General features: G+C 66.9%; 21 protein-coding genes. 14 read left to right on the top strand and 7 right to left on the bottom strand.

The genetic code is table 11. The annotated features are described in order from the left end of the window. Nucleotides 1-294: 294 nt before the first annotated feature. Entirely contained in the window at nt 295-1,269 is a 975-nt protein-coding gene (locus ABZV44_RS09340; protein WP_354833738.1) for a hypothetical protein, read from the top strand. Between the two features lie 704 nt (nt 1,270-1,973). Here ABZV44_RS09340 and ABZV44_RS09335 read toward each other — a convergent pair. Beyond that, complete coding sequence (locus ABZV44_RS09335) at nt 1,974-2,156, bottom strand: TipAS antibiotic-recognition domain-containing protein (RefSeq protein WP_354834099.1); 183 nt, start codon at nt 2,154-2,156, stop codon at nt 1,974-1,976. 368 nt (nt 2,157-2,524) lie between these two features. Between ABZV44_RS09335 and ABZV44_RS09330 the strand changes: the two genes are divergently transcribed. Then, the gene (locus tag ABZV44_RS09330) at nt 2,525-3,328 is read left to right on the top strand and encodes a DUF5984 family protein (RefSeq protein WP_354833736.1); all 804 of its coding nucleotides are present in this window, start codon (nt 2,525-2,527) and stop codon (nt 3,326-3,328) included. Between the two features lie 853 nt (nt 3,329-4,181). Here the strand turns inward: ABZV44_RS09330 and ABZV44_RS09325 are convergent. Both ABZV44_RS09325 and ABZV44_RS09320 read right to left on the bottom strand, forming a co-directional pair. Next, nucleotides 4,182-6,578 carry a LuxR C-terminal-related transcriptional regulator gene (locus ABZV44_RS09325; protein ID WP_354833734.1) on the bottom strand — a complete coding sequence of 799 codons (2,397 nt, stop codon included), beginning with the start codon at nt 6,576-6,578 and terminating at the stop codon, nt 4,182-4,184. Between the two features lie 319 nt (nt 6,579-6,897). After that, nucleotides 6,898-7,485 carry an XRE family transcriptional regulator gene (locus ABZV44_RS09320; protein WP_354833732.1) on the bottom strand — a complete coding sequence of 196 codons (588 nt, stop codon included), beginning with the start codon at nt 7,483-7,485 and terminating at the stop codon, nt 6,898-6,900. Between the two features lie 88 nt (nt 7,486-7,573). On the opposite strand from ABZV44_RS09320, the gene ABZV44_RS09315 reads away from it, so the two are divergent. Next, entirely contained in the window at nt 7,574-8,611 is a 1,038-nt protein-coding gene (locus tag ABZV44_RS09315; protein WP_354833730.1) for an alpha/beta hydrolase, read from the top strand. Nucleotides 8,612-8,754: 143 nt separating this feature from the next. Beyond that, nucleotides 8,755-10,182, top strand: coding sequence for a rifampin monooxygenase (rox, locus tag ABZV44_RS09310; RefSeq protein WP_354833728.1), 1,428 nt, complete (start codon nt 8,755-8,757; stop codon nt 10,180-10,182). Between the two features lie 30 nt (nt 10,183-10,212). On the opposite strand, the gene ABZV44_RS09305 is transcribed toward rox, so the two are convergent. Further along, the gene (locus tag ABZV44_RS09305) at nt 10,213-10,875 is read right to left on the bottom strand and encodes a GntR family transcriptional regulator (protein WP_354833726.1); all 663 of its coding nucleotides are present in this window, start codon (nt 10,873-10,875) and stop codon (nt 10,213-10,215) included. Between the two features lie 51 nt (nt 10,876-10,926). Further along, nucleotides 10,927-12,342 carry an MFS transporter gene (locus ABZV44_RS09300; protein ID WP_354833724.1) on the bottom strand — a complete coding sequence of 472 codons (1,416 nt, stop codon included), beginning with the start codon at nt 12,340-12,342 and terminating at the stop codon, nt 10,927-10,929. A 171-nt stretch (nt 12,343-12,513) separates the two neighbouring features. Here ABZV44_RS09300 and ABZV44_RS09295 point away from each other — a divergent pair, with 171 nt between their 5' ends. The 7 genes from ABZV44_RS09295 to ABZV44_RS09265 all read left to right on the top strand — a co-directional run bounded on the left by ABZV44_RS09295 (nt 12,514) and on the right by ABZV44_RS09265 (nt 20,439). After that, entirely contained in the window at nt 12,514-13,425 is a 912-nt protein-coding gene (locus ABZV44_RS09295) for a dihydrodipicolinate synthase family protein (RefSeq protein WP_354833722.1), read from the top strand. 42 nt (nt 13,426-13,467) lie between these two features. Continuing rightward, nucleotides 13,468-14,931 (top strand): aldehyde dehydrogenase family protein, encoded by a 1,464-nt coding sequence (locus tag ABZV44_RS09290; RefSeq protein WP_354833720.1) that lies wholly within the window; start codon nt 13,468-13,470, stop codon nt 14,929-14,931. Between the two features lie 26 nt (nt 14,932-14,957). Beyond that, nucleotides 14,958-16,148, top strand: a complete 1,191-nt coding sequence (locus tag ABZV44_RS09285; protein ID WP_354833718.1) for an FAD-binding oxidoreductase — start codon at nt 14,958-14,960, stop codon at nt 16,146-16,148. After that, nucleotides 16,145-16,459, top strand: a complete 315-nt coding sequence (locus ABZV44_RS09280) for a (2Fe-2S)-binding protein (RefSeq protein ID WP_354833716.1) — start codon at nt 16,145-16,147, stop codon at nt 16,457-16,459. The genes ABZV44_RS09285 and ABZV44_RS09280 overlap by 4 nt, the downstream gene beginning before the upstream one ends. After that, nucleotides 16,456-17,928: an FAD-dependent oxidoreductase gene (locus ABZV44_RS09275; protein ID WP_354833714.1), complete on the top strand. Its 1,473-nt coding sequence runs from the start codon at nt 16,456-16,458 to the stop codon at nt 17,926-17,928. Before ABZV44_RS09280 ends, ABZV44_RS09275 begins: the two co-directional genes overlap by 4 nt. After that, on the top strand, nt 17,928-18,929 hold the full coding sequence (locus ABZV44_RS09270; RefSeq protein WP_354833712.1) for a proline racemase family protein: 1,002 nt from the start codon (nt 17,928-17,930) through the stop codon (nt 18,927-18,929). The genes ABZV44_RS09275 and ABZV44_RS09270 overlap by 1 nt, the downstream gene beginning before the upstream one ends. A gap of 64 nt (nt 18,930-18,993) precedes the next feature. Next, nucleotides 18,994-20,439, top strand: a complete 1,446-nt coding sequence (locus ABZV44_RS09265) for an amino acid permease (protein ID WP_354833710.1) — start codon at nt 18,994-18,996, stop codon at nt 20,437-20,439. Between the two features lie 75 nt (nt 20,440-20,514). Here ABZV44_RS09265 and ABZV44_RS09260 read toward each other — a convergent pair whose 3' ends face one another. Next, on the bottom strand, nt 20,515-21,132 hold the full coding sequence (locus ABZV44_RS09260) for a hypothetical protein (protein ID WP_354833708.1): 618 nt from the start codon (nt 21,130-21,132) through the stop codon (nt 20,515-20,517). Between the two features lie 337 nt (nt 21,133-21,469). Between ABZV44_RS09260 and mraY the strand changes: the two genes are divergently transcribed. Next, the gene (gene mraY / locus ABZV44_RS09255) at nt 21,470-22,546 is read left to right on the top strand and encodes a phospho-N-acetylmuramoyl-pentapeptide-transferase (RefSeq protein ID WP_354833706.1); all 1,077 of its coding nucleotides are present in this window, start codon (nt 21,470-21,472) and stop codon (nt 22,544-22,546) included. A 306-nt stretch (nt 22,547-22,852) separates the two neighbouring features. Here the strand turns inward: mraY and ABZV44_RS09250 are convergent, their stop codons facing one another. After that, nucleotides 22,853-23,311 carry a PaaI family thioesterase gene (locus ABZV44_RS09250; protein WP_354833704.1) on the bottom strand — a complete coding sequence of 153 codons (459 nt, stop codon included), beginning with the start codon at nt 23,309-23,311 and terminating at the stop codon, nt 22,853-22,855. A gap of 297 nt (nt 23,312-23,608) precedes the next feature. Between ABZV44_RS09250 and ABZV44_RS09245 the strand changes: the two genes are divergently transcribed. Together ABZV44_RS09245 and ABZV44_RS09240 are read left to right on the top strand one after the other, a co-directional pair. Beyond that, nucleotides 23,609-24,451: a hypothetical protein gene (locus ABZV44_RS09245; protein ID WP_354833703.1), complete on the top strand. Its 843-nt coding sequence runs from the start codon at nt 23,609-23,611 to the stop codon at nt 24,449-24,451. A 124-nt stretch (nt 24,452-24,575) separates the two neighbouring features. Continuing rightward, on the top strand, nt 24,576-24,983 hold the full coding sequence (locus tag ABZV44_RS09240) for a hypothetical protein (RefSeq protein WP_354833701.1): 408 nt from the start codon (nt 24,576-24,578) through the stop codon (nt 24,981-24,983). Nucleotides 24,984-25,230: the final 247 nt, after the last annotated feature.

The raw sequence follows: 25,230 nt of genomic DNA, 5'->3' as shown, positions 1-25,230 counted from the left end.
CGGCCAGCGCGAGGCGCCGGCACCCGGAACCTGTTGCGGTGCAGAACGTCCGCCATTGCCGAGTTGAGGATGTTCGATGAGCTAGGGGCACGGGTGCGAGCGCTACGACTCGAACAACCTGCATTCGCTGTGCCGCCCATGACATGAGGCGAACACCATTGACGAGGCGGTCGGCCCTGAAGGCCGCCGATCCTGCTGCGCTCGCGGCCGCGACTTCGGAGTCTCTACCGGACCCGCACGATTTCTCCACACTTGGCAACCGGATCGGACACAACTGGTCGGTACAGTGACCACGTGTTTGCTCGTGATACACCGTGGAATCGCTTGAACCGCCTCGCGTACATAGTGCAGTTCGTTGCCGTCGGCGCGTTGGCTGTGGCGTGGGCGGCGATCGCGTTCGGACTGTACTCGGAGTCGGGAGCGGATCCACGGTTCGAGCTCGAAGCGGGCGGCCATTTCGCGGCCAACCTGACGGTCTATTGGCCGTTCCTGCTTGTGATCAGCCCGCTGTTGGCCGTCACTGCCCTTTTCGGGCTGATGCCATACCGGTTCGCGCCTGGCGGCACCATCGTGGGTGGGATAGTTGCCAGTTTGTTCGCCCAGTGGGTGGGAACCGAGCTGTACTTGTCCGACTACAAGCCGGAGTTACCCGGACACCTCGACACCAGCGTCGTCGCGGCGTGCTTCGCACTTGCCGCAGCGTTTGTGGCAGCCTTCTTGCACTTGTACAGCAACCGATCCGGTCGGACGCGCTCCGCCTCGATGCGAGGCGGAGCAGTGCTGGTGGTTGCCATTATCGTCGGTGCGGTGGTTACGATTCCGCCGCTGATCGCGGGCAGCGGAACCCCGTCCGGTGTCCTGGCCGGGCTCGTCACCGATCCCCATTGCGGCAGGAACTTGTCGGACTGGACCGATGAGGGACAGGCGACCGTCTACACCGGCGGCGCGACACAGTCATATCCGCCGAAGGATGCGCCCGACAACGGTTTCCGCGTCGTGGTCACACTGCGCAACAGCACAGCCAGGGTCGAAACCACCCCGCCGACCGCGATCTCGTTCCGAGACGAGCTGCCATTTCGGTCGGGTCCGCCGGGAACCGAAGTGCTGCTGTATCAGCCTGATACAGGCAACGGGTTCGCGTTTACTCAGCTGCGCGCTCCGAAGTGTGAGGCCGGGAGTAGCCAGGTGGTTTCGGCGACCTATCACTATACGGATTACGGCCGAATGAACACGTCTCGGATTCAGGGCACGGTATCTCGTAGCAACTAACGCGCCGGCAAGGGAGTTTGATAGCCGTCGCTGATCTGGATGTCCGCACATGCCGCATGGCGCGCTGACCGAACCGGCCAGCCCGGTACCCCCGAAAGATGAACGGGCTGAACGCCGCTCGGCCTTCGGCAGTGCACGGTAATGCCGAGTTTGGTGCGTTGAGTACCTACCGGTGCATAGGCTGGAGAGGGAGTTACACGAGCAGGAGGGCACGGGGGAAGCGACATGCACTTTGAGGAGTTCCGGGCGTTCGGAGCGCTCACCGAGGACATCGCCGAGGACCTCGCAGCCGTCGCGAGCCGATACAGCTCCTATCTCACGATCAGCTGCCATGGACGTACGGTCCAGGCTCTGGTGCTGCCGGTGTGCTGGGAGGTCCTACAGATACGAGTCGGTGACCTCGTCGTAGCTACCGCCGAACGCGGTCATCGCCCGCCCACTGACGAAGATCGCCACGCTTTGAAGGACTTCGTCAACAGCTTTCACCAATTCACGACACCCGCACGAACACTCGCCCTTCAGTAGCCCTCACAGACACCGGGTCCCAATCCGGACACGCGGGGGTATCGAGCCCGAATTCCCACTCCAACGTCCCTGGCCGAGCCACTAGGTCCCGCATCTGAACGTCCGCATCTGCCGCATACCGCGCTGACGGACCGAACCGGCCAGCGCAGGGCAATCCGGATGGCATGGGCGGCTGTCGGTTACGTGAGCCTGGTATCAGCGAAGGCCACCATCGCGTCGCGGTAGCAGGTGGCCAGTCCCGGAGCGATCTGATCGAAACTGGCGGTGGCGGTGGGGTCGTCGAGGTAGGTCTGGGCAAGTTGCTCGAACATCTGCGCGTCCGGTGGCTCGCATTGACCGACCGCGGCCGCACGGCCTACCACGAACACTTGAACGCCCTCACCGCACTCGCACAACAGGCACGGAAGGCGGCGGGCGAGCCGGACTCACCGTCTGGTAGATCCTGATCGCGCTGGGAAAGAAGTGCACCTGTGGGCTGATGGCGGGATGTCGCGCCAGTGGTCTTCCACCGAATAGCCAGGGACACATCCAGGCCCGCGGCGATCCGAAGCCTGATCTGTCGAACGCACTATTCTGCCGCATGCCGCGCTGACCGAACCGGCCAGCGCGGGCATCGGAAGATCAACGGGCAGAGCGCCGTACGACCGCCGGCAGTGCACGCTCATGCCGATGAGGTGGCAGTGGCCGCTCCTCTCCGGGGCCTGACCGGGATCCGAATAGGGTCGACGGGATGTGGATCGAGCAGTTGAATCAGGGCATGATGCGGATCCCATTCGAGCTGGTGTCCCTGGACGAGGTCGTCCCATGGGGGGAGCGTTCGGCGCTGCACTGGTTCGGACTCACTCAGGGCTGGTACGGCTTGGAAGTCGGTGGTGTCGAGCTGCTCCGGTATACCGAGCAGACCCTGGCCTGGACACGCGAGAACCCCGCGGCGGAGCCGCCCTGGGTGGACTATTACGTGGTCCGGCTATGGGAAGACCTGCTCGATGTCTTGCCTTCGGCTCTCGACCCGGTACCGGATGATTTGGCGAAGTTCTTTGCCGCTGAAGCCGAAGGATGGGTCGTCGATGCCAGTGATCCGGACATCCTCGACGATTCCGCGGTCGCCGCCGCCTCGGAGGCTTACAACCTGCGGTGGACCGACACCTCGTACCTTCGATTCGGGCCCGGGTTTCGGTGGTGGCGCACTCTCTCCCCTGAGGACACGGTCACCGTGGCGTGGCGGTTCACACCCGATCCCGACGGTGAGATCACATTCTCCGCGCCGCTGTCGGGCCGCCGGACAGTCAGCACCCAGGAATTCGTCGCTGCTGTAACCGATTTCGACTACCGACTGCTGCAAGCCATGCAGGAGCGGGTGGACCACCTGGCCGCGGCCGGCGGCGCCCCGGGGATCGAGCTCGATATCCCCGGGCTGATTCGGGAACAGGCGCAGCGCCGGACTTGGTTGCCGCGGGCGTTGGCGCGACACGACGATACCGACTGGGCCGCCGTACGTGCGGGTGCGGCGATCCTGGCTCCACATCTGGCGTGAACACGCGAAAATGCCGCATACCGCGCTGATCGAATCGGCCGGCGCCGGGCATCGGAAGATCAACTGGCCGCGCCGATCCGAGGCCGGCTGAACCTCCGCTACTGCCGAATGCCATGCGCCCGTTCTGAACACGATCGGTCGCGAACGATGGATGCGCTGAGATTCATGACACACCAAAACCAGAGCTATAGCGCTCCGCTGAGGGAGCCCGCGTTTCCCATGCCGCCGGGGTTGTCGGGCCTGACCCAATCCGATCCCCGGCGGTACTCGCGCAGGTACTCCGCGTGCCAGCGAGGCCAATCCAGGTAGGCTGCACCCGCGTTCCTTCGGTAGCGCCGGTATTGGCCGCCTGCTGTTCGCAGTGATCGGCGGGATTCGCGCGCGGCTCGGCGGGCTGCTGCGAGCGCTGAGCGCATCTGGGCGGCAGTCAGTTCGACCGATGGATCGGTCTTGATACCGGATTTCCTGAACATGGGTCGTTCCTCTACGACGGAATCTTGTGCTGAGACAAGCGATTGTTGCCATCCGCCCCCGCGCACCTCGAGTATCATTCTGTGTCGGCTCGAACACGGCCGCCATACACCGATTTCGGTGGCTTACCCGCGAGTGAGCACTGTTCGTCGCACGACGGTGATCGATATTGCGGAACCAACGTGGTCCCGCCTGAGCGGGATGCGGAACGTCCGCTCTTGCCGCGTGGCGCGCGGGGCTAATCGGCCACGCGATGATCTCGAAGACCAAGGGGCAGAGATCATCTCGGGTAGCGGGCGGCCTGGGCAGTGCACGGGAATGTCGACTGCCGGCGCGTCTCGATGATCTGTTGGACCAAGCGCGCCTCAGCAGTGGGACGCGATCAGCCCTCGTGTCGGGCCGCGTCCACGGACCACGCCGCGATCTGGGCGCGAGAGGTGAACCCGAGTTTGGTCAGGATGTGCTCGACGTGGGCATCCGCGGTGCGCTGGGAGATCACCAGCCGGGATGCTATCTGCTTGTTGGTGAGTCCTTCGGCGACCAGGTCCGCCACTTGGCGTTCACGTTTGGTCAATGTCGTCCCGCCGGCGGACGGGGTGACGGCCGGTTGTTCTTCGTTCAGCGCGTAGGCGACCACGGCGTTGATTCTCATGGCCTGGCCGCGTCGCCACGCGGCATCGAAGCGCGCTTCACCGAGCGCGCGGCGCACGACACGCTCGCAGTCGAGGTGGGCCTCGACCATCTGCGGGAAGTAGATCGCCGCGCCGGGGGCGGTCTGCATCATGTTTGCCGCAGCGCCCATCAGCGCGGCGGATCGCTGGTCGTCGGTGCCGGCCGCGAGCCACGCCAGCACTTCGAGATCGAGCGCCGCGACGAGAAGGCTGCGCATGCACTGGTTGAGCCGCAGCGATTCCCGCAGCAAATCCTGTGCGCGGGAGTTCTCACCCTGCTGCCACGCCGCGATCCCGGTCATCCCCAGCGCGGTCGACCGGAACAACGACTCGCCGCACGCCTCGGTGATGGACAGGATCCGCTGATGGCACTCGGCCGCCCGTGCGGAGTCGCCCTGCTGCGCGTACGCCACACCGAGCAACAGCAGGGCGGTAATGTGCAGACACCCTCGCGGGTCGGAGCTCAGCACCTCGATGGCTCGATCGATACACGACACCGCGCGCGCGGGCTCATTGCGATAGAGAGCCAGATCACCCTCTGCAGAGGCGATCAGCGCCTGATTCATGGGCGTGGGATCGCGCTCGGCGAGCACGCGCCCCTGCTCGAGCAGGGTGGTTGCCGTCTGGAGGTCCCATTGCCGCGTGGCCATGAAGACGCTGGCGTGCAGCGCCCGGACCTGGTCGGTTGTCGAATCCGCGCAAGGATGGGCCAGGGCGCGGTCGAGCCAGCGGCGGCCTTCACCGAACAAGCCACGGAAACTCCAGAACACGAACGAGGCGGCGGTGATGCGCAGCCCCGCTTCGGCTGACTGCTCGGTCTGGTCGGACATGCAGAATTCGAGCACCGCACGGATGTTCCCCTGGTCGCGGTCGAGCCGGGCCATCCAGTCGAGTTGCCGGTCGCTGATCAGGTTGGCCTCGGCATCGAGCACCAGCTGGCGGTACCAGTCCCGGTGCCGACGCCGCAGATCCTCGTCCGCGCCGGCCTCCCGCAGCTTGTCCTGCCCGTAGGCCCGTACGGTGTCGAGCATCCGGAAGCGGACCGCACCCACGGGTTCTTCCCTGATCACAACCGATTTGTCCACCAGCCAGGACAGCACATCGAGCAGCTCTGCCGTCTCGGTATCGGCACCACACACCGCCTCGACGGCGTCGAGTTCGAAACCACCGGCGAACACCGACAACCGGGCCCACAACCGCTGCTCGGCCGGGGTGCACAGTTGATAGCTCCAGTCGATGCACCACCGCAGGGTCTGCTGCCGTGTCGGCGCGGTGCGGTGGCCCCGGGTGAGCAGCGCGAACCGGTCGGTGAGCCGCTGCAGAATCTGGTCCGGCGACATGGTGCGCATCCGAGCCGCCGCGAGTTCGATCGCCAGTGGCAACCCGTCCAGCCGCGAACAGATCCCGACCACCGCGGCCTTGTTCTCCTCGGTCAGCGCGAATCCGGGCACGACCGCCGCGGCGCGATCGCCGAACAGCATCACCGCATCGTATTTGCGCAGCTCTCGCAGCGTCGGCTCGCGGCCGGCGGCAGGAACGCTCAGCGGCGACAGCCGCCGCACCGCTTCTCCTCCGATATCCAGCGGCTCGCGGCTGGTGACCAGGATCCGCAATCCCCGACACTCCGACAACAACGTCTGGGCCAGGCTTGCCATCGACTCGGCAACCTGCTCGCAATTGTCGACGAGGAGCAGGATTTCACGGGATCGCAGAAACTCGACCAGGGTGTCGTGGACCGGCCGGGCCGAATCGACCCGCACGCCCAGCGTGGCAGCGGCGATGGGAGCCACCAGCGACGGATCACGCACGTCGGCCAGATCGATCGCCCACACCCCATCGGCGAAATCGCATTGAACAGCCGCGGCCGCCTGCAGCGCCAGCCGCGTCTTACCCACGCCGCCCATCCCGGCCAGCGTCACCAGCCTCGACACGGTCAGCAGGTGCTTGAGCTCGGTCAGCTCGGCGCGCCTGTTGACGAAGCTGGTCAACTCGGGCAGCACGTTGCCGCTGCGTCCTATGGTTCGCGACGAGGTTCCGACCGCAGGCAACTCCTCCGCTACCGACATGCTCACGTCACGGCGGGTACGGTTCGCGGCGTCGTCGATCATCAGCCGCGCGCAATCCTCGCGTTATCGCTGTGAGCACCGGACATGATCAACTCACCTTTCGACGGTGCCCAGCCTATCGCCCGTGACGAGCGGACATCCAGCTATTCGACGGTTGCGGCACGGCTATCCACGGGTGCCTCCGCGCCGACCGCGAACACCGGGACGCAATCCCATGGCGTCGATATCCGAGTCCGCACCACGCCGCGGTACATCGCGACCACGACCGGCAGACGGCGCGGTGGCCACCGACGCCGGCATGGCCGTGTTCCGCACAACGGCCCTGAACGTCCGCTATTGACCCGAGAAGATCCGTTGGCGGTCAACGGTTCTCGTGCTGGTCGGGACGCACATGCGCGCGCATTCCCTGGAGGCCGAACAGGATGAGCAGTTCGACCGTTCCGCCGTCGGCGCTGCCCAGCCAGTGCGGCAGCGAGGTGTCGAACTCCGCGGCTTCGCCGGGCGGCAGTGTCAGGTCGCGTTCGCCGACCACCAGCCGGAGGCGACCGTTGAGCACGTACAGCCATTCGAAGCCGTCGTGCGTCTGCGGTGTCGGGTCGAGCGGTTCGGGCTGGGCGGGGATGACCATTTTGAACGCCTGTATGCCACCCGGTCGCCGGGACAACGGCACGAAGGTCATCCCGGACCGCCGGATCGGCTTGAGGTGGATCCGCGGATCACCGGTGCGCGGGGCGCCGACGAGGTCGTCCAGCGGAACGTCGTAGGTGCGGGCCAGCGGCAACAGCAATTCCAGGGTGGCGCGGCGCTGCCCGCTCTCCAGCCGGGACAGCGTGCTCTCCGACACCCCGGTCCGCGTCGCGAGATCGGCGAGGGTGATCCCGCGGGCGCGGCGCAGCGCACGCAGTCTCGGTCCCACTGCGTCGAGCACATCGTCGATTTCGCGGTCCACGAGGCCATCTTGCCGGAACCGCAAGATTGCGTGCCAGATCCGGGTGGCCGTAGCGAGACTGGGCGCCTCCCCACCGAAGGAGTCCCCGATGAACGCCAGAAACATGATCACCACGAGCCGGACGCCGACGCACGGCTTCCTCCGATCGGCCCGCGCGGTGGCGGTCGCCGCGCTCGCCCTGCTGATCGCGATGTGCGCGGCGGCCTGCTCTCCGGCCGCACCCGCTGTCGCCCCCTACGCTGCCGCCACCCAGGGCGACCCCGCGTTCGAGAGCACCTTCCGGCACGAGTTCGCCGACGTCGATGGTGTCCGTATGCACTATGTGACCGGTGGCAGCGGCTCGCCGGTGGTGCTGATCCACGGTTGGCCGCAGACCTGGTACGGCTGGTGGCCGATCATGCCTGCACTCGCCGAGGGCCACACCGTCTACGCCGTCGACCTCCCGGGACTGGGCGACAGCACCGGCTCACCGACCGGCTACGACAAGGCCACCCTGGCCCGGTATGTGCACGCCCTCATCGCCGATCGGCTCGGAGTGCGGGATGCCCGCGTTGTCGGGCACGACTTCGGCGCCGCGGTGGCCTTCGAGTACGCCGCCCAGTACCCCGCCGACACCGCGCGCCTCGGCTACCTCGACCTACCGCTACCCGGGCCGTCGATCGACGCGCCGACCTACCGCACATTGAGCTGGCACATCGCCTTTCACTCCCAGCGGCGAGTCCCCGAAACGGTCGTCGGCGACCACGTCCGCGAGTACCTGGCCCTGTTCTACCCGCAGGTCTCCTTCGGCGGCACGGCATTCGGCGGCACCTCGGACCGATCACCCTTCACCGACGCCGAAATCGACGAGTACGCGAGAACATACAGCCGGCCCGAGAAACTGGCAGGCGGCTTCGACCTCTACCGCGCCCTGGACGAAGACGTCAGCGACACCGTGGCGGCAACACCAACTCCCGTCCCGGCCCTCCTCATGACCGCTCAGGGCCAACTCGACGCGATCCGAGCGACCGTCGCACCGCGCATGACCAACATCGTGCGCGCGGTCGACGTGCCCCACGCAGGGCACTGGCTCGTCGAGGAGAACCCCCAGTTCGTCGCGGCGGAACTACGGCGCTTCCTCTCCTGACAACCCCACCCCGCCCCCTTTCGGCATATATCCCTTGCGGCAAGATCCGGGGGTGCCGCACAATTGGCGGCCGATGCCAGGACCTGCGGGAATGCTGAATCCGCGGCGACTGGGCGGGAGAAAACCGGGCGAATGGGTGGTTCATGTTCGATGTGATCATTGCCGGGTGCGGGCCGACCGGTGCGATGCTGGCCGCCGAACTGCGACTGCACGATGTGCGGGTACTCGTGCTGGAGAAGGAACTCGAGCCCGTATCGTTCGTGCGCCTGGTCGGTCTGCATATTCGCAGTATCGAGCTGATGGCGATGCGCGGACTGCTGGATCGCATTCTCGAACGTGGCAGACCGCGCCCGGTCGGCGGTATCTTCGCCGCCATCCCCAAACCCGCTCCCGAGGGACTGGATTCCGCGCACGCCTATCTGCTGGGCATCCCGCAGCCGGTCGTCAATCATCTACTCGAAGAACATGCGATCGCACTGGGTGCGCAGGTCCGGAGCGGTTGTGCGGTGGCCGATTTCGAGCAGGACGACGAGGGTGTGACCGTCGAGCTGGCCGGCGGGGAGCGGCTGCGCTCGCGTTACCTCGTCGGCTGTGACGGCGCGCGCAGCACGGTGCGCAAACTGCTCGGCGTCGGCTTCCCCGGCGAGCCCGCACGGACCGAGACGCTGATGGGCGAGATGGAAGTGGGTGTGCCGCAAGAGGAAATCGCCGCCACGGTCGCCGAGATCCGCGAGACCAATAAGGTATTCAGCCTCGGGACCTTCGGCGAAGGGGTCTATCGCGTCGTCGTCCCGACCAAGGGAGTCAGCGAGGATCGCGCGGAACCACCCACCCTCGAGGATTTCAAACAAGGGTTGCGTGACATCGCCGGAACCGATTTCGGCGTGCACTCCCCGCGCTGGTTGTCCCGCTTCGGGGATGCCACCCGGCTGGCCGAGCGCTATCGGGTCGGGCGGGTGCTGCTGGCCGGCGATGCGGCGCACATCCATCCGCCCACCGGCGGTCAGGGCCTCAATCTGGGCGTTCAGGACGCGTTCAACCTCGGCTGGAAACTGGCCGCAGAGATCCGCGGCTGGGCGCCGGAAGCACTGCTGGACACCTACCAGACCGAACGTCATCCGGTCGCCGAAGACGTACTGGACAACACCCGCGCCCAGATGGAACTGCTGTCCACCGAACCGGGCCCGCAGGCCGTGCGCAGGCTGCTCACCGAACTGATGGACTTCGACGAGGTGAACCGCCATCTGACCGAGAAGATCACCGCGATCGACATCCGCTACGACTTCGGCGAGGGCACCGACCTGCTCGGCCGCCGGCTGCGCGATATCGACCTGAAACAGGGCCGCCTCTACGACCGACTACATCGGGGCCGCGGCCTGGTACTCGACCGCACCGAACGCCTGACCGTCGAGGGCTGGCCGGACCGAGTCGACCTCATCGCGGATCCCACTGCGGCACTGGATGTTCCGGCCATCCTGCTCCGCCCCGACGGCCACGTCGCCTGGATCGGCGAGAACCAGCAGGACCTGAACAACCACCTCGCCCGCTGGTTCGGCAAGCCCGCCAACTGATTTCGACCGAGCAGCCGAAAGCCCGGCCGGCTACTCCTGGGGCTTGGCCCAGCGGCCGCGGGCCTGCTGGATGTGGTCGCGCAGGAAGTGTTCGACGGCGTCCTGATCGCGGGATTCGAGCAGGTCGACGATGGTGAGATGCTCGCGGGCGACGTCGACCAGTTCGCCTTTCTGGGCCAGTGAGGCGAGGCCGAACAGGCGGGTGTGGTCGCGCAGGTCGGAGACCAGGGCGTTGAGCCGCGGGTTGTCGGCGTAGCCGAGCAGGGTCAGATGGAAGATCTGGTCGGCCGCCGTGTATTCCACCAGGTCTCCGCTTTCGGCACCTTCGACGATCTTCTCAGCGAGGGCGCGCAGGTGCGGTATATCCGATTCGGGAATCAGCGGGGTGACCTCGCGGACTACCGGCGGTTCCAGCAGCAGCCGGATGCGGGTGATGTCGTCGAGGTCCTTCTCGGCCACCTCGGTGACCCGGAATCCCTTGTTGGGCACAATCGAGATGAGGTTCTCCCGGGCCAGATCCTGCATCGCCTCACGGACCGGGGTGGCCGACACTCCGAACCGCGCGCCGAGCGTGGGTGCGGAATACACCACGCCGGGCTCCATTTCACCGGCGATGATGGCCGCGCGCAGTGCCCGCGAGACCTTCTCGCGCAGGCTGACCTTCTCCACCTGGGTGAACTGGTCGATACTCACGTGGTCGGCTCCCCTGCCCGTGATCGATGGATTCGATCGGTTCACGACATTCTATGCCATGTCACGTGGCATAGCCGTCGCCCCCTCGACAGCCGGCCCGGAGTCGGCACATGCGGCCTCGGCATCGACCGTCCGCAGCGACTTGCCCGCGGTCTCCTTGGCCCGCCCGACCGCCAGCACCGAGATCGCCGCGGCCACAATCAGATACAGCGAGATCGGCACCGAGCTGTGGAAGCGGTCGAACAGACTGATGGCGATCAGCGGGGCCAGCGATCCGGCCAGAATCGGCGCGACCTGATAGCAGAACGACAGGGCCGTATATCGCACATGCGTCGGGAACATCTCGGTCATGAGCGCGGAATACGGTGCGTAGGTGAGGGATTCGACGGCCAGACCGAGGGTGATGGCCACGATGATGACGGCGTAGTTCCCGGTGTCGATCATCGGGAAGGCCAGGAAGCCCCAGCCGGCGGTGAGCACGGCGCCGGTGAGATAGACCGGCCGGCGCCCGATCACATCCGACAGCAGGCCCGCCGCCGGAATCATGAAGAAATGCAACAGGTGCGCCACCAGCATGAGCGCCAGGATCGGCGCGGTGTCCACGTGCACGGCGAGTTTGAGATAGGTGATCGAGAAGGTCACCACCAGGTAGTAGAGGATGTTCTCGGCGAAGCGCGCGCCGATGCCGATCAGCACCTGTCGCCAGTGATGGCGCAGTACTTCGACGATGCCGAGCGCGTGGCGCCGGTCGGCGTCCAACCGCTGCTGCGCCTCGCGGAAGATCGGTGCGTCATCGACGCTGGAGCGCACCCAGTAGCCGATCAGCACGACGACGGCCGACAGCCAGAAGCCGATCCGCCAGCCCCACGAAAGAAACTGCGCGTCGGACAGATTCGCCGACAGCACCAGCATGACCACGGTCGCCAGGACATTGCCCAGCGGCACGCCCGACTGCGGCCAGCTCGCCCAGAACCCACGCCGGTGGTCGGGGCTGTGCTCGCTGACCAATAGCACCGCCCCGCCCCATTCGCCGCCGAACGCGAAGCCCTGGATCAGGCGCAGCGTCACCAGCAGCACCGGGGCCCAGTAGCCGACCGTGGCGAAGGTGGGCAGGCAGCCCATCAGGAACGTGGTGATGCCCACCACGACCAGGCTCAGCTGCAACAGCGCCTTGCGTCCGACGCGATCTCCGAAGTGCCCGAACAGGATTCCACCGAAGGGCCGGGCCAGGAACCCGACGGCGTAGAGCGCGAAGGCGGCGATGATCCCGTCGACGGCATTGCCGTTGGAGCGGAAGAACACCTCCCCGAAGACCAGCGCGGATGCCGTGCCGTAGAGGAAGAATTCGTACCACTCGGCGACCGCGCCGACCATGGCCGCGGCCACGATCCGGCGCAGTCCGGTCGGCGGGGTTGTCGGGCTCGGATCGGATTGCCGTGCTGTCGCGGAGTCGTCAACTGCAGTCATGCGCCACCCTCATCTGTGATGTGTGACATTGCACCATAGGGTGGTGACCCGGATCACGCAAGTGGTTGACCGGGCATGACTCCATCACTTACCGTCAGTGCAATGTCACACGTCACATGGTGACAGGCGGCCGGGACGCTCTCCCCGGACTCTCACCCGATGGAGGCTCACATGTCCGAAACCACCACGTCGCCGGCGAACAAGCCCTGGCACGGGGTGATCGTCGCGACCACCCTGCCGTTCACCGAGGATCTCTCGGTCGACTACGACGCCTACGCCGAGCACGTACGGTGGCTGGCGGCCAACGGCTGCCACGGCGTGAGCCCCAACGGCTCGCTCGGGGAGTACCAGACCCTCGATGACACCGAACGCGCCCGGGTGGTGACCACCGCCATCGAGGCCGCGCCGCCAGGCTTCACGGTCATGCCCGGCATCGCCGCCTACGGCGCGCTGCAAGCGCGTAAATGGGCCGAGCAGGCCGCCGAGGCCGGCGCCCAGTGCGTCATGCTGTTGCCGCCCAACATCTATCGGGGCAATCGCGAGGTCGTCCTCGATCACTATCGGACGGTGGCCGCGGTCGGTCTGCCGATCGTCGCCTACAACAATCCGATCGACACCCGCATCGACCTCACCCCGGACCTGCTGGCCGAACTGCACGCCGAGGGGCTGATCGTCGGCGTCAAGGAGTTCACCGGCGATGTCCGGCGATTCTACGAAATCAAGGAACTGGCACCGGAACTCGACGTGCTGATCGGTTCCGACGACGTGGTGCTGGAACTGGGCATCGCGGGCGCGGTCGGCTGGGTGGCGGGCTACCCCAACGCCATTCCGCAGGTGACCGTGGAGCTGTACAACGCGGCGGTCAACCGCGACCTGGACAAGGCCCTGCCGCTGTACCGGGAACTGCATCCGTTGCTGCGCTGGGACTCCAAAACCGAATTCGTCCACGCCATCAAGCTGTCGATGGACCTGGCCGGGCGGCCCGGCGGCGCGTGCCGGCCGCCGCGGATTCCGCTCGCCCCCGGGCTGACCGCCCAGATCACCGCCGACACCACGGCGGTGCTGGCCAAGGGTTACCGGTAATCCACAGGCGAGCAGGCGAATACGGGAAACGAGGACAACACGATGATCGACACCACAGCCGGATCGATCGCCGACACCACGGCGGCCGAGGTCGACGCCACGGTCGCCGCCGCGGCCGGGGCCGCCCCGGCATGGGCGGCGCTGGGTGCGGCCGGTCGCGCTCGGGCGCTGACCGACCTCGCCGACCGGCTCGACGCTCGCGCCGCGGAGCTGATCGCCATGGCGCGGAATGAAACCCGGTTGACCGAGGCACGGCTGACCGGCGAGCTGCGGCGCACCACGTTTCAGCTGCGCCTGTTCGCCGAGACCGTCCGCGACGGCGGCTATCTCGACGTGCGCATCGACACCGCCGACGCCGAGTGGCCGATGGGCGCGCCGCGCCCGGATCTGCGCCGGATGAACATTCCGCTCGGCCCGGTCGTCAATTTCGCGGCGAGCAATTTCCCCTTCGCCTTCTCCGTCGCCGGTGGCGATACGGCCGCCGCGCTGGCCGCCGGGTGCCCGGTCATCGTCAAGGCCAACCCCGGCCATCCATTGCTGTCCCGGGCGGTCGGCGCGATCGTCGCCGAGGCGCTGACCGAAAACCAGGCTCCGAGCGGAACTTTCGGCCTGGTGTTCGGTGTCGGCGCGGGCGTGCGGGTGCTGACCCATCCCGCCATCACCGCGGCCGCGTTCACCGGCTCCACCCGGGGCGGGCGCGCACTGTTCGACATCGCCGCCGCGCGACCGGTGCCGATTCCCTTCTACGGTGAATTGGGTTCCGTCAACCCGGTTTTCGTCACCTCCGCGGCCGCGAGATCACGGGCCGCCGAGATCGCCGCCGGGTTGCTCGGCACGCTGTCGGCCAGTGCCGGGCAGCTGTGCACCAAGCCGGGGATCATCGCGGTCCCGGACGGGTCGCCGCTGCTCGCCGAACTGGCCCGGTCGGCACCCGAGCCGACCGGTGACATGCTCAATGCCGCGATCGAGGCCGGATTCGTCGGGGCCGTCGAGCAATTGCGCGCGCACCCGCGGGTGCGGATCCTGAGCGGCGGCGTGGCGGGGCGCACCCTGCTGCTGACCACCACCGCCCAGGACGTGCTCGCAGATCCGGAAACGCTGACACACGAGATGTTCGGCCCCGCAGCACTGGTGGTGACCTATCGGGAGACCGCCGAACTGCTCGAGCTGGCCCGTGCTGTGAGCGGGCAGCTGACGGTCTCGGTCTTCGGCGACCCGACCGACGGTACCGCTCACGCCCTGCTCACCGAGGCGGCGGGCGCGGCGGGCCGGGTGTTGTGGAACAGCTGGCCCACCGGTTTGTCGGTGACCTACGCGCAGCAGCATGGCGGTCCGTATCCGGCGACCACCGCGCCCGCGTCGACCTCGGTGGGCACCGCGTCGATCGCCCGGTTCCTGCGTCCGGTGGTGTTCCAGTCCGTGCCGCCGGAGCTGTTGCCGCCGGAATTGCGCGACGACAATCCGCTGGGTGTGCCTCGATCGGTGAACGGGGCACGGGCGCAATGACATTCGGCACGTCAGGCACATCGTCCGTGAGGGGGACCGATGTGCTGATCATCGGCGGCGGCATGATCGGCTGCGCGCTCGCCGACCGGCTCGCCGTGGCGGGCCTGTCGGTGCGGATCTGTGAGGCGGGTGAGGTGGCGTCCGGGACCACGGCGCACGGCGAGGGCAACGTGCTGGTCTCGGACAAGGCCCCCGGTCCGGAGCTGGAGCTGGCGCGACTGTCGCGGCGGCTGTGGCCCGAGACGCTCGCGCGCATCGCCGAACGGCTGCCCCGGGCGGTCGCGGCCGTCGAGTGGGAACCCAAGGGTGGCATCGTCGTAGCGACCACCGACGCGGGTGCGTCCGCACTCGCCGCCTTCGCCGACGACCAGCGCGCGGTCGGTGTGCACTGCGCCGATCTCGACGCGGCCGCACTCGCGGCGGCCGAGCCGGCGCTCACCACCGAGGTGAGCGGCGCGGTCCACTACCCCGACGACGCGCAGGTCCAGCCGGTCGGCGCGGCCTCGGCACTGCTCGCCGCCGCGACCGCGGGCGGGGCGATCGTCGAAACCCGGTGCACTGTCACCGGTTCGATCGTCAGCGGCGATCGGCTGCTGGGCGTGCGGACCACGCGCGGCGACCGGTTCGCCGATGTGGTGATCAATGCCGCCGGGCCGTGGTCGGGTCCGGTGTCGGCGGTGCTGGGCGCGCCGATCGCGGTCAAACCACGCCGCGGCGATGTGCTGATCACCGCTCCGCTGCCGCCGACCGTCTTCCACAAGGTCTACGACGCGGATTACGTCGGCGCGGTGGGCAGTTCGGATACCGCGCTGCAATCCTCGGCCGTGGTGGAGTCCACCCGGGGTGGCCCGCTGCTGATCGGATCCTCGCGGCGGCAGGCCGGATTCGACGACCGGATCCGCCCCGACAGCCTCGCCGCGATCGCGCGCAAGGCGCTGCGCCTGTTCCCGATGCTCGCGGACGTCGCGATCATGCGCGCCTACGGCGGTTTCCGCCCCTACGTCGACGACCACCTCCCGGTGATCGGCCCGGATCCGCGCCTGCCCGGACTGTGGCACGCGACCGGCCACGAGGGCGCGGGCATCGGGCTCGCCCTCGGCACCGCGCAGCTGGTCGCCTCCGCCCTGACCAGCCGGCCCGACGAGATCGACATCGCGGCCTTCACCGTCGACCGACCGGCGGTCATCACCTGGAGCACGGAGTACGTCTCACCATGAGCCCCAATCTGATTCCCCCGGACCGCGACCGCCTGGGCCGTGCGGACCGGCCGCTGACCATCCGCGCCGACGGCGTCGAGGTGGCGGGTGTGCACGGTCAGACCCTGGCCACGGTGCTGCTCGCCGCCGGGCACACGCACTGGCGCACCGCGCGCGACGGCGGTGGCCGCGGCGTGTTCTGCGGTATCGGCGTGTGCTTCGACTGCGTGGCGACCGTCAACGGCGTGCCGGACGTGCGCCTGTGTCGCCGCCCGGCGCGCGACGGCGACACCGTCACCGGTCAGAGCCGAGCGGGCGGGAGCGAGCGATGAACCGGCATGTGGTGGTCATCGGTGGTGGTCCGGCGGGCACGGCGGCCGCGGAAGCGGCGCTGCGGCATGGCGCGTCGGTGACACTGATCGACTCCAACGAGGCGCTCGGCGGCCAGTACAACCGCCGCATACCGGCGGCCTACGGAGTCCGCCGGCCACTGGCCATGGGGCACGGGTACGCGGCCGCCGCGCGCCGGGCCCGGCTCCTGGCCGGGCATCCGCGCTGCGAGTATCTGCCCCGGGCGGCGGTGTACCACCTCGAACCCCACCCCGAGGGCGGTTGTCCCACAGTGCGATTGCTCATCGGCCTCGAGGGTGATCGCCGTACGCATCGAGCGGTGCGCGGGGACGCGCTGATCATCGCGACCGGAGCCTACGACCGCGTGTGCCCGTTCCCCGGCTGGGATCTGCCCGGCGTCTACACCGGCGGGGCCGCGCAGACCCTCGCGAAAACCCAGCGGCTGCTCATCGGGCGGTCCGTGCTGGTGTCGGGCACCGGGCCGTTCCTGCTCCCGGTCGCCCACTCCCTGGCCGATGGCGGCGCGCGGGTCCGGGCGGTGCTCGAGGCCAATCCGGCCCGGGCGATCCTGCGGCACTGGGTCGCCCGGCCGTGGGAGCTGCGGCACAGTGCCGGCAAGGCGGCCGAACTGATCCAGTACGCGGGTTCCGGTCTGCGCCATCGCATTCCGGTGCGCACCTCGACCGCGGTGGTCGCGGTCGCGGGCGACGGCCGGGTCGAAGAGGCGACCCTCGCCCGGCTCGACGAACACTGGGCACCGGTGCCGAGTAGCCATACGACCATCCCGGTGGACGCGGTCGCGGTCTCGCACGGCTTCACCCCGCAGCACGAGCTGGCGGTGGCCGCGGGCGCGCGCCTGACCGCCGACGGGTTCGTCAGCGTCGACCGGGATCAGCGGACGAGCGCCGACATGGTCTGGGCGGCAGGTGAACTCACCGGAATCGGTGGGGCGCAGGTCGCGGCGGTCGAGGGCGTCGTCGCCGGGATCGCGGCCGCGGGTGGCGATCCGAGCGCCGAGCGCGGCCTGCGCACCCGCCACCGCACCGCCCGGCGGTTCATCGCCCGGCTCGCCGCAGCGCACCCGATCGGCACCGAGGTGGTGGCCTGGTCCCGCCCCGAAACCGTGATCTGCCGGTGCGAGAACACCACCCGGGAGGAGCTGACCACGGCCTGGGCGGGCGCTGCGGGCGAGAGCTACCGGGCCACCAAACTGGCCACCCGCGCCGGGCTCGGGCCGTGCCAGGGCCGCATCTGCGGGACCGCCGTCGCCGCCCTGCGCGCCGCACAGTCCGCCGGTACCGGGGATGCGGCCTCTGACAGCCAATGCCACTACGGCACAGCGGATCTCGCACCCACCGGCCTGGCCGCCGCCACTCCCGCCCGGCGTCCGCTGGCCGCCGTCGTGCGATTGCGCGAACTCGCCGAACTCGACACCGAAGGGCAATCCTGATGCACAGCAGCAGAATCATCTCCGCCATCGACACTCACACCGAGGGGATGCCCACCCGGGTGGTCACCGGCGGGATCGGTCCGATTCCGGGTGACACCATGGCCGATCGGCGCGACTACTTCCTCGAGAATCTGGACGGCCTGCGGAAATTCCTGGTCAACGAGCCGCGCGGGCACGCGTCGATGAGCGGGGCCATCCTGCAACCGGCCACCACCGCCGACGGGCACTACGGGGTGCTGTTCATCGAGGTGAGCGGGCTGCTGCCGATGTGCGGGCACGGGACCATCGGCGTGGCTACCGCGCTGGTGGAGGCGGGCATGGTGCCGGTGACCGAACCGGTCACCGAGATCCGCCTGGACACTCCCGCCGGGCGCGTCGTAGCGACCGTGAACATCACTGCGGGCCATGCCGATTCGGTCGCGCTGCGCAATGTCCCGGCCTACTGCGACAGCCTCGACAACGAGGTGGAGGTGCCCGGGATCGGCACCGTCCGCTACGACATGGCCTACGGTGGAAACTTCTACGCCATCGTCGATCTCGGCAAGCTCGGGATACCGTTCGACCGCGTCCAACAGGATCGGATCCTCGACGCCGGCCTGCGAATAATGGCCGCCATCAATGAATTCCGGCGTCCGGTGCATCTGGAGGACGAGCGGATCGGCGGATGCAAGCACGTCCTGTTCCTGGATCCGGCCTCCGAACCCGCGCACACCCGCAACGCCATGGCCATCCACCCGGGCTGGTTCGACCGCTCGCCCTGCGGCACCGGCACCTCCGCGCTGCTGGCCCGCCAGCACGCCCGCGGTCTGCTCTCCTATGGACAGGTGCTGCGCAATGACTCGTTCATCGGCACCACCTTCCACGCCCGCGCGGTCGAGACCGTCAGCGTCGCCGGACATCCCGCCGTGGTGCCGGAGATCACCGGTCGCGCGTGGTTGACCGGCACGGCCAATTACCTGCTCGACCCGGCCGATCCGTTCCCCGAGGGTTTCGTCTTCTGAGGCTCTCGACTCCCCCGCCGTCCACCACCCCTAGTTGAAGAATCACCACCTGAAAGGCGCGACAATGTCTGTCGTCACCCGCCGCCCACGCCCGCCCATCACCCTCGCCGGAGTCATGCGGCGAATGCCCGTCACCGATGCCGATTCCGGCGATTTCACCAAGAGCATGGGCCTGTGGCAACTGGTCGCGCTGAGTCTGGGCGGCCTGGTCGGCGCGGGAGTGTTCTCTCTGGCCGGTGTCGTGGCCAACCAGGTGGCGGGTCCGGCCGTGCTGATCTCCTTCGCCATCGCGGTCGTGGCCTCCGGCGCGGCGGGACTCTGCTACGCCGAATTCGCTGGCATGGTGCCGAAAGCCGGTTCGGCCTATACGTATTCGTATGTGGCGCTGGGCGAGATCATCGGATTCATGATCGGCTGGGATCTGCTGCTCGAATACACCGCCATCGTGTCGGTGGTGGCGATCGCGGTCTCGGGCTACCTGAACTACATCACCCATTACATCGGATTCGATCTGCCGACCTGGGCGCTCGGCGCGCCCGGCACCGGCGAGGGCCGCAAGATCGACCTGTTCGCGGTCGTTCTCTGCCTGCTGCTGGCCTATCTGCTCTCGCGTGGCACCCGGGAATCTGCCCGTGTGCAAACGGGATTGGTCGCGGTGAAGGTGTTGATCGTGGCCATTGTCGTCGTCGCCGGAGCATTCCACATCAAGGCGGGCAACTACACGCCGTTCTTCCCGTTCGGGGTCGGCGGCGCGGTTTCCGGTGCGGCGCTGGCGTTCTTCGCGGTCTACGGTTACGACGCCATGAGCGCGGCCGCCGAGGAATCCAAGGACGGCAAGAAGCTGCTGCCCAAGGCCATCCTGATCAGTCTCGGCATCGCCTCGGTCGTCTACCTGCTCGTGTGCCTGGTCATCGTCGGTATGGTCAACTACACCGATATCGATGTGGCCGCGCCGTTCTCCAGCGCCTTCGACACCGTGGGCATGGGCATCCTGGGCCTGGTCATCGCGGTCGGCGCGGTCGTCGGAGTCACCACTTCCGCATTCGCCAATATGCTCGCCGTTACCCGCGTCGGCTTCACCATGAGCCGAGACGGACTGCTGCCCGACTACTTCGGCAAGACCGGCGAACGCAAGGTGCCCACCCGCGTCATCTGGCCGGTCGGCATCGTCTCCGCGCTCATCGCCGGCTTCCTCCCGATCCGCGAGGCCGCCGAACTCACCAACGTCGGCATCCTCATGGCCTTCATCGTGGTGGCGATCGGCGTCATGCGCCTGCGCCACACCCGCCCCGACGCCGACCGCACCTTCCGCACCCCCTGGGTGCCGGTCGTCCCCCTCATCGGCATCGGCTTCTCGATCTGGCTCATCAGCCACCTCGACATCGTCACCTGGATCCGCTTCGTCGTCTGGCTGCTCCTCGGTCTCGCCCTCTACGCCACCTTCGGTTATCGCAACTCGACGCTGAACCGGACCGGGATCGACACCGCCTCTGTGCCGATCGAGGACTGAGCCCCGCCACAGCACAGCGTCGCCCACGGGACAACTGCCCGTGGGCGACTCGTGGATCCGCCCATTCCCCCGTGATCACGGCTGGTTGGTGACCCACCCCTGTACGGCGTTGATGAAGTCCGGACCGCCCGAGACGTATCCGCCGACGGTTGCACCGATCAGCGCACCCACCGGAATGCTGAGACCCCATACCAGGGGAATCATCGCCCCGAGGATGCCGCCCGCGATGGCGCCGATGACGATGCCGGGCAGGTTCTTGTCGACCTGCTCCTTGAGCCGGTCGTAGGAGTTGATGTCCTTCAGTTGCGCGATATCTTCTGCCGTCGGAGTCGGCGTCAGCGTCAGGGTGCGGCCGTCCGCACCGATGCGCTGTGCAAGCGCGATTGAACGCCCGTCGATGGCGAGCCATTGCGGGATTTCGGTCACCGCCGCTCCATCGCCGGACTCGAGCACCACCGCACCGTTCTGCGCGACCTCGAACTTGCCATTCTCGACGGTGGCGACAACTGCCCTGTCGACCGGCGAAACGGTGATCTGGTAATTGATTCCATGATCCACACCGGAAGTCGTGCCCTCCGCAGTCACCGCAGTCGGCTGCTCCATCACGACCGGTTCTGCATGGGCGGTTGCCGCACTGATACCCACGGCCGAGATTGCCATGAAAACGGCAGCGGTGATTTTCCCGAACGTCATTCGTCGAACCCTCCACTCAGCTACCCCTGATGGGCGGACCGAGTCAGAACCTTAGACGTCGAATTCAATAGTGTGTGGTACGCCACACGCAGTTCGAAGTCGCTGCACTCCCGTTTCTCACGCGACTGACCGAAAAGCCGCATTCCGCGCGGTCCGAATCGGACAGAGCGGGCGCGACCGACAGCGAGACCACATGCGCCCCACGACATCCTCTTTCGGCCGAATGCCGTGCGCCACGCAGACAGCGGTCGCTCTCGGTCGTGTGCTTGGCTAACATCTGACCACTCGAGTTGTGTCGATGCGGCAGGCCGCGGTAGGAAGGCTCGCAGGGGGGCAGATGAGGCAGATCTTGTTCGCGGCGATGATCGCGCTGGCAGTGTCGATCACGTTGACGCCGCTGTTGATCCGGTTGTTCACCCGGAAGAAGCTCGGTCAGGAGATCCGCGCCGAAGGACCCAGCAGCCACCAAGCCAAACGCGGAACGCCCACCATGGGCGGGATCGCGATCGTGACCGGCATGTGGGCGGGCTACCTGGGCTCGCATCTGATCGGCTTGCGCTATAACGCATCCGGAGTCACAGCCTCCGGACTGCTGGTTCTGGGTCTGGCCACCGCGCTGGGTGTGGTCGGATTTCTCGACGATTTCATCAAACTCTACAAGCGGCGCAATCTCGGGCTGACCGCCCGCGGCAAGTACGTCGGCCAATTCGGCGCCGCGATCATTTTCGGCGTGCTGGCACTGCGTTTCCCCGATAGCACCGGCCTGACCCCGGCCAGCAGGCATTTGTCGATCCTGCGCGATGTCGGCTGGCTGTCGTTCGTCCCGGCGTTGTTCCTGCTGGCGGTGTGCATCATGGTGGTCGCGTGGTCGAACGCGGTGAACATCACCGACGGGCTCGACGGTCTGGCCGCGGGATCGATGGGCCTGACTCTGGGTGCCTATGTGCTGATCACGTTCTGGCAGTTCACCAACGCGTGCACGACCCGTCCCGGGGTGGGGTGCTACACGGTTCGCGACCCGCTCGATCTGGCCCTGGTCAGCGCTGCGGCGGGCGGGGCCTGCGTCGGGTTCCTCTGGTGGAACGCGGCACCGGCGAAGATCTTCATGGGCGATACCGGATCGCTGGCGTTGGGTGGGCTGCTGGCCGGGCTGTCCATCACGACCCGCACCGAACTGCTCATGGTCGTGATCGGTGCATTGTTCTGCGCCGAGATCCTCTCGGTTCTGTTGCAGATCGTCGTCTTCCAAACAACTCGCCGCCGCCTGTTCCGCATAGCCCCGATGCACCACCACTTCGAACTCAGCAGCTGGCCCGAGACCACGGTATCCATCCGATTCTGGTTGCTCACAGCAATTTCCGCAGCCACCGGCCTGATGCTGTTCTACGGAGAACACCTCGCCGCAACCCGATAGTGAAAATATCCACGACCGCCGCACTGCGCGCAGTTCGGACCGCCCACCCGGCACACCTGAAATCCACCGGCGGAGATCATCTCGGGCGACCGCGCACCGACCGAACGCACTGAATTGACGAATGCAGTGTGCCGTGTCCTCGCACGTGCCCATGCCTGTAGAGGACGATCCTCCGCCCTGGTCGGATCCCGAAACATCACCTTTGACAACCTGCCGACCCGCCGGTGGAGCAGGAGCATTGCACTCGGACTGTCCGGCGCGGTGATGGTGGGTGATCGATGTAGTGAAAGAACGCGCGGATGATTCTCAGCGAAGGTTGAGCCGTTTCCAGATGGAGCGCATCGAGACTCTCGTCTTACCGTCGAAACGCAGTTCAGCATTGGTGATGACTTGCTGCTCGGTCAGCTGTTCGATGTGCGCCCACAGATCGAGGCTGGGGCCCAGCGGAGTGGGGCGCAGGAAGCTGACGTCGAACCCGGCGGTAACGAACGGGGCCACCATGCTGTGTTCGCTGAACCACCCGCGATCGATGGCGGCTTGGAACACGACCGCACCCGAATGGCAGTCCAGGACAGTGGAGATGACGCCGCCGTGGACCAAGCCGAGTCCGTTGCCATGGTCCGGTCCCGGGGTGAACGATCCCACCACAGTGTCGTCGTCTGCCCGATAGCTGCGAACATGCATACCGGAGGGGTTGGCCGGTCCGCATCCGAAACACGTGGTGGTCGGGAAATGACGTTCCTGAATGCTCTTATCACTGATCATGGATCCCCCGAGATTGATCTTCGAGACGCTCGCCCCGAGCCTCAACCCTAGCCGGAATCCCGCGCTGCCCAACGGAAGTCATCGATTCGTTGAGCATATCACCGTCAATCGCTTCCCACTCGTGGGAGTCAACCGAACGCACTAATCCGACGCCGACGGAACGTCCGCTACTGTCGAGTTCCGGATGGCTTGTCGCACTGGATTGCACGGTACGGTTTGGCCAAGGCGCGTAAGGACGCGAGCTTCATGTCGGCCATTGTGCCAAAGTGATTGCGACCAGGATCTTCAGGAGGACCGGTGCCGCTGATCTCAGCCGCTGTCTGCCCGCACCCGCCTGCGTTGATACCTGCGGTGGCAGGTGCTGCGGCCGCTGAACTGGATGGCTTACGTGCAGCGTGTATCGAATCGATCCGTCGGCTGCGGATACCCAAGTTCGGCGACGAGACTGACGGATGGGCCATCGGCAGGTCCGAGGAGTTCCTTTCCGATCCGACTTTGCCCGACCTGTTGGTGATCGTTGGATGCGACGACACGACAACTGCATACGAGTCTGACAACACATTTGGCAGCCTTCGGCGTTACGGCATCGACTGGGACTGGGATATCGCATGGTGCCGGGGCGAGCAGGGCGCGCTGCCGCTACCGCTGTCCTTGTCGGTCGGACTATGGCTCGCTACCGCCCACGGTCCGCACGGGATGTTCATCAAACGATTAGCCTATCAATCGGTTTCGTTTGACGCGTCCCCGCGCGAGTGTGTGGCACTGGGGAAGGACTTGGCCGCGCAGGACGCCAACGTTGCCATGCTCGTCGTCGGCGATGCCGCGCCGAGTGAACAGCTGCCCACTGACCCGGTAAACCGGGGAGTGGTCTACAACAACGCCCTCGCACGGGCCTTCGCGTGCGTGGACACCGCCACTCTCAGCCAACTCGATCCCGTGGAATCACGGACGCTGAAAGCAACCGGCCGAGCGTCGTGGCAGGTTCTGGCCGGCGCGGCCGAAGGACAAGAGTTCGAGGGCCAGTTGATATCCGATTCGGCTTCCCATACCGCAGGGCTTGTCGTGGCCAGCTGGACCAGGGCTACTGGTCCCGAACTCCGTCTCGCTCCCTCGGTAGCCCAGGACACTCCCGAGGGGTAACTCGATCACCATCTCAGGGATCATGACACCAAAAGGCAGGCAGCACAGGAGGCTCGACGATCAACGGCTCGGCCATATTCGGGTCGTTGCCTGAAGGTGCTCGCGGTAGCGCGAAGATTTCTCCATGCATATCTTCGCGAGCTCGCGCACTTTCGAGGTCTGGCAATGGAGTCCAGGACATATTGGCCTTCTGCTGCGCAGCTGGGGCGGCTCCGGCGACGATCCCCGCGTCGAAATCTTGTTCAAGCCCGCCGACTTCGTGTGTCTCCCGAACAGGATGACCGGCATCAACATCGCTATGGTGACCGATGGTGACATGTATGCGACCGTCCCCAGGGTTCTCGGACGCAATCTGACACAGTGGGAAAACCTGTTCGTGGTGACATCCGAAGAAATGTCGGGCTGGGTGGTCGGCGGCTCCGCAAACGGACGCAGCGCGCCGGAGTCCGATTCCCGTGAGCCGATGTTCGACGGGTGGGCAGCCAGGGAACCGATCACCGACCTCTTCACCACCAACACCGCTCCACGCTGACAGCCGGGCAACGCACTGATCTGCCGCATACCGCGCTGACCGAACCGGCCGTGCGGGCATCGGAAGATCAACGGGCAGAGCGCCGTACGACCGCCGGCAGTGCGCGCTCATGCCGATGAGCGAGCGCGATAGAGATCGTCGGGCGAGTGTTGGTGACTGAGGCGCATGGCGAGCTGGGCGGGCGGCAGCCGTGATTTTCGTTGTCGGTTCGGGTATCGAACTCGGTCGAGGAATGTAATCTGACTGC

The sequence above is a fragment of the Nocardia sp. NPDC004860 genome (assembly GCF_040609015.1).
In the GTDB taxonomy this organism is placed as follows: domain Bacteria; phylum Actinomycetota; class Actinomycetes; order Mycobacteriales; family Mycobacteriaceae; genus Nocardia.
Note: the sequence above shows the minus strand (reverse complement) of the source record. Positions and strands in the feature narration are given on the sequence as shown.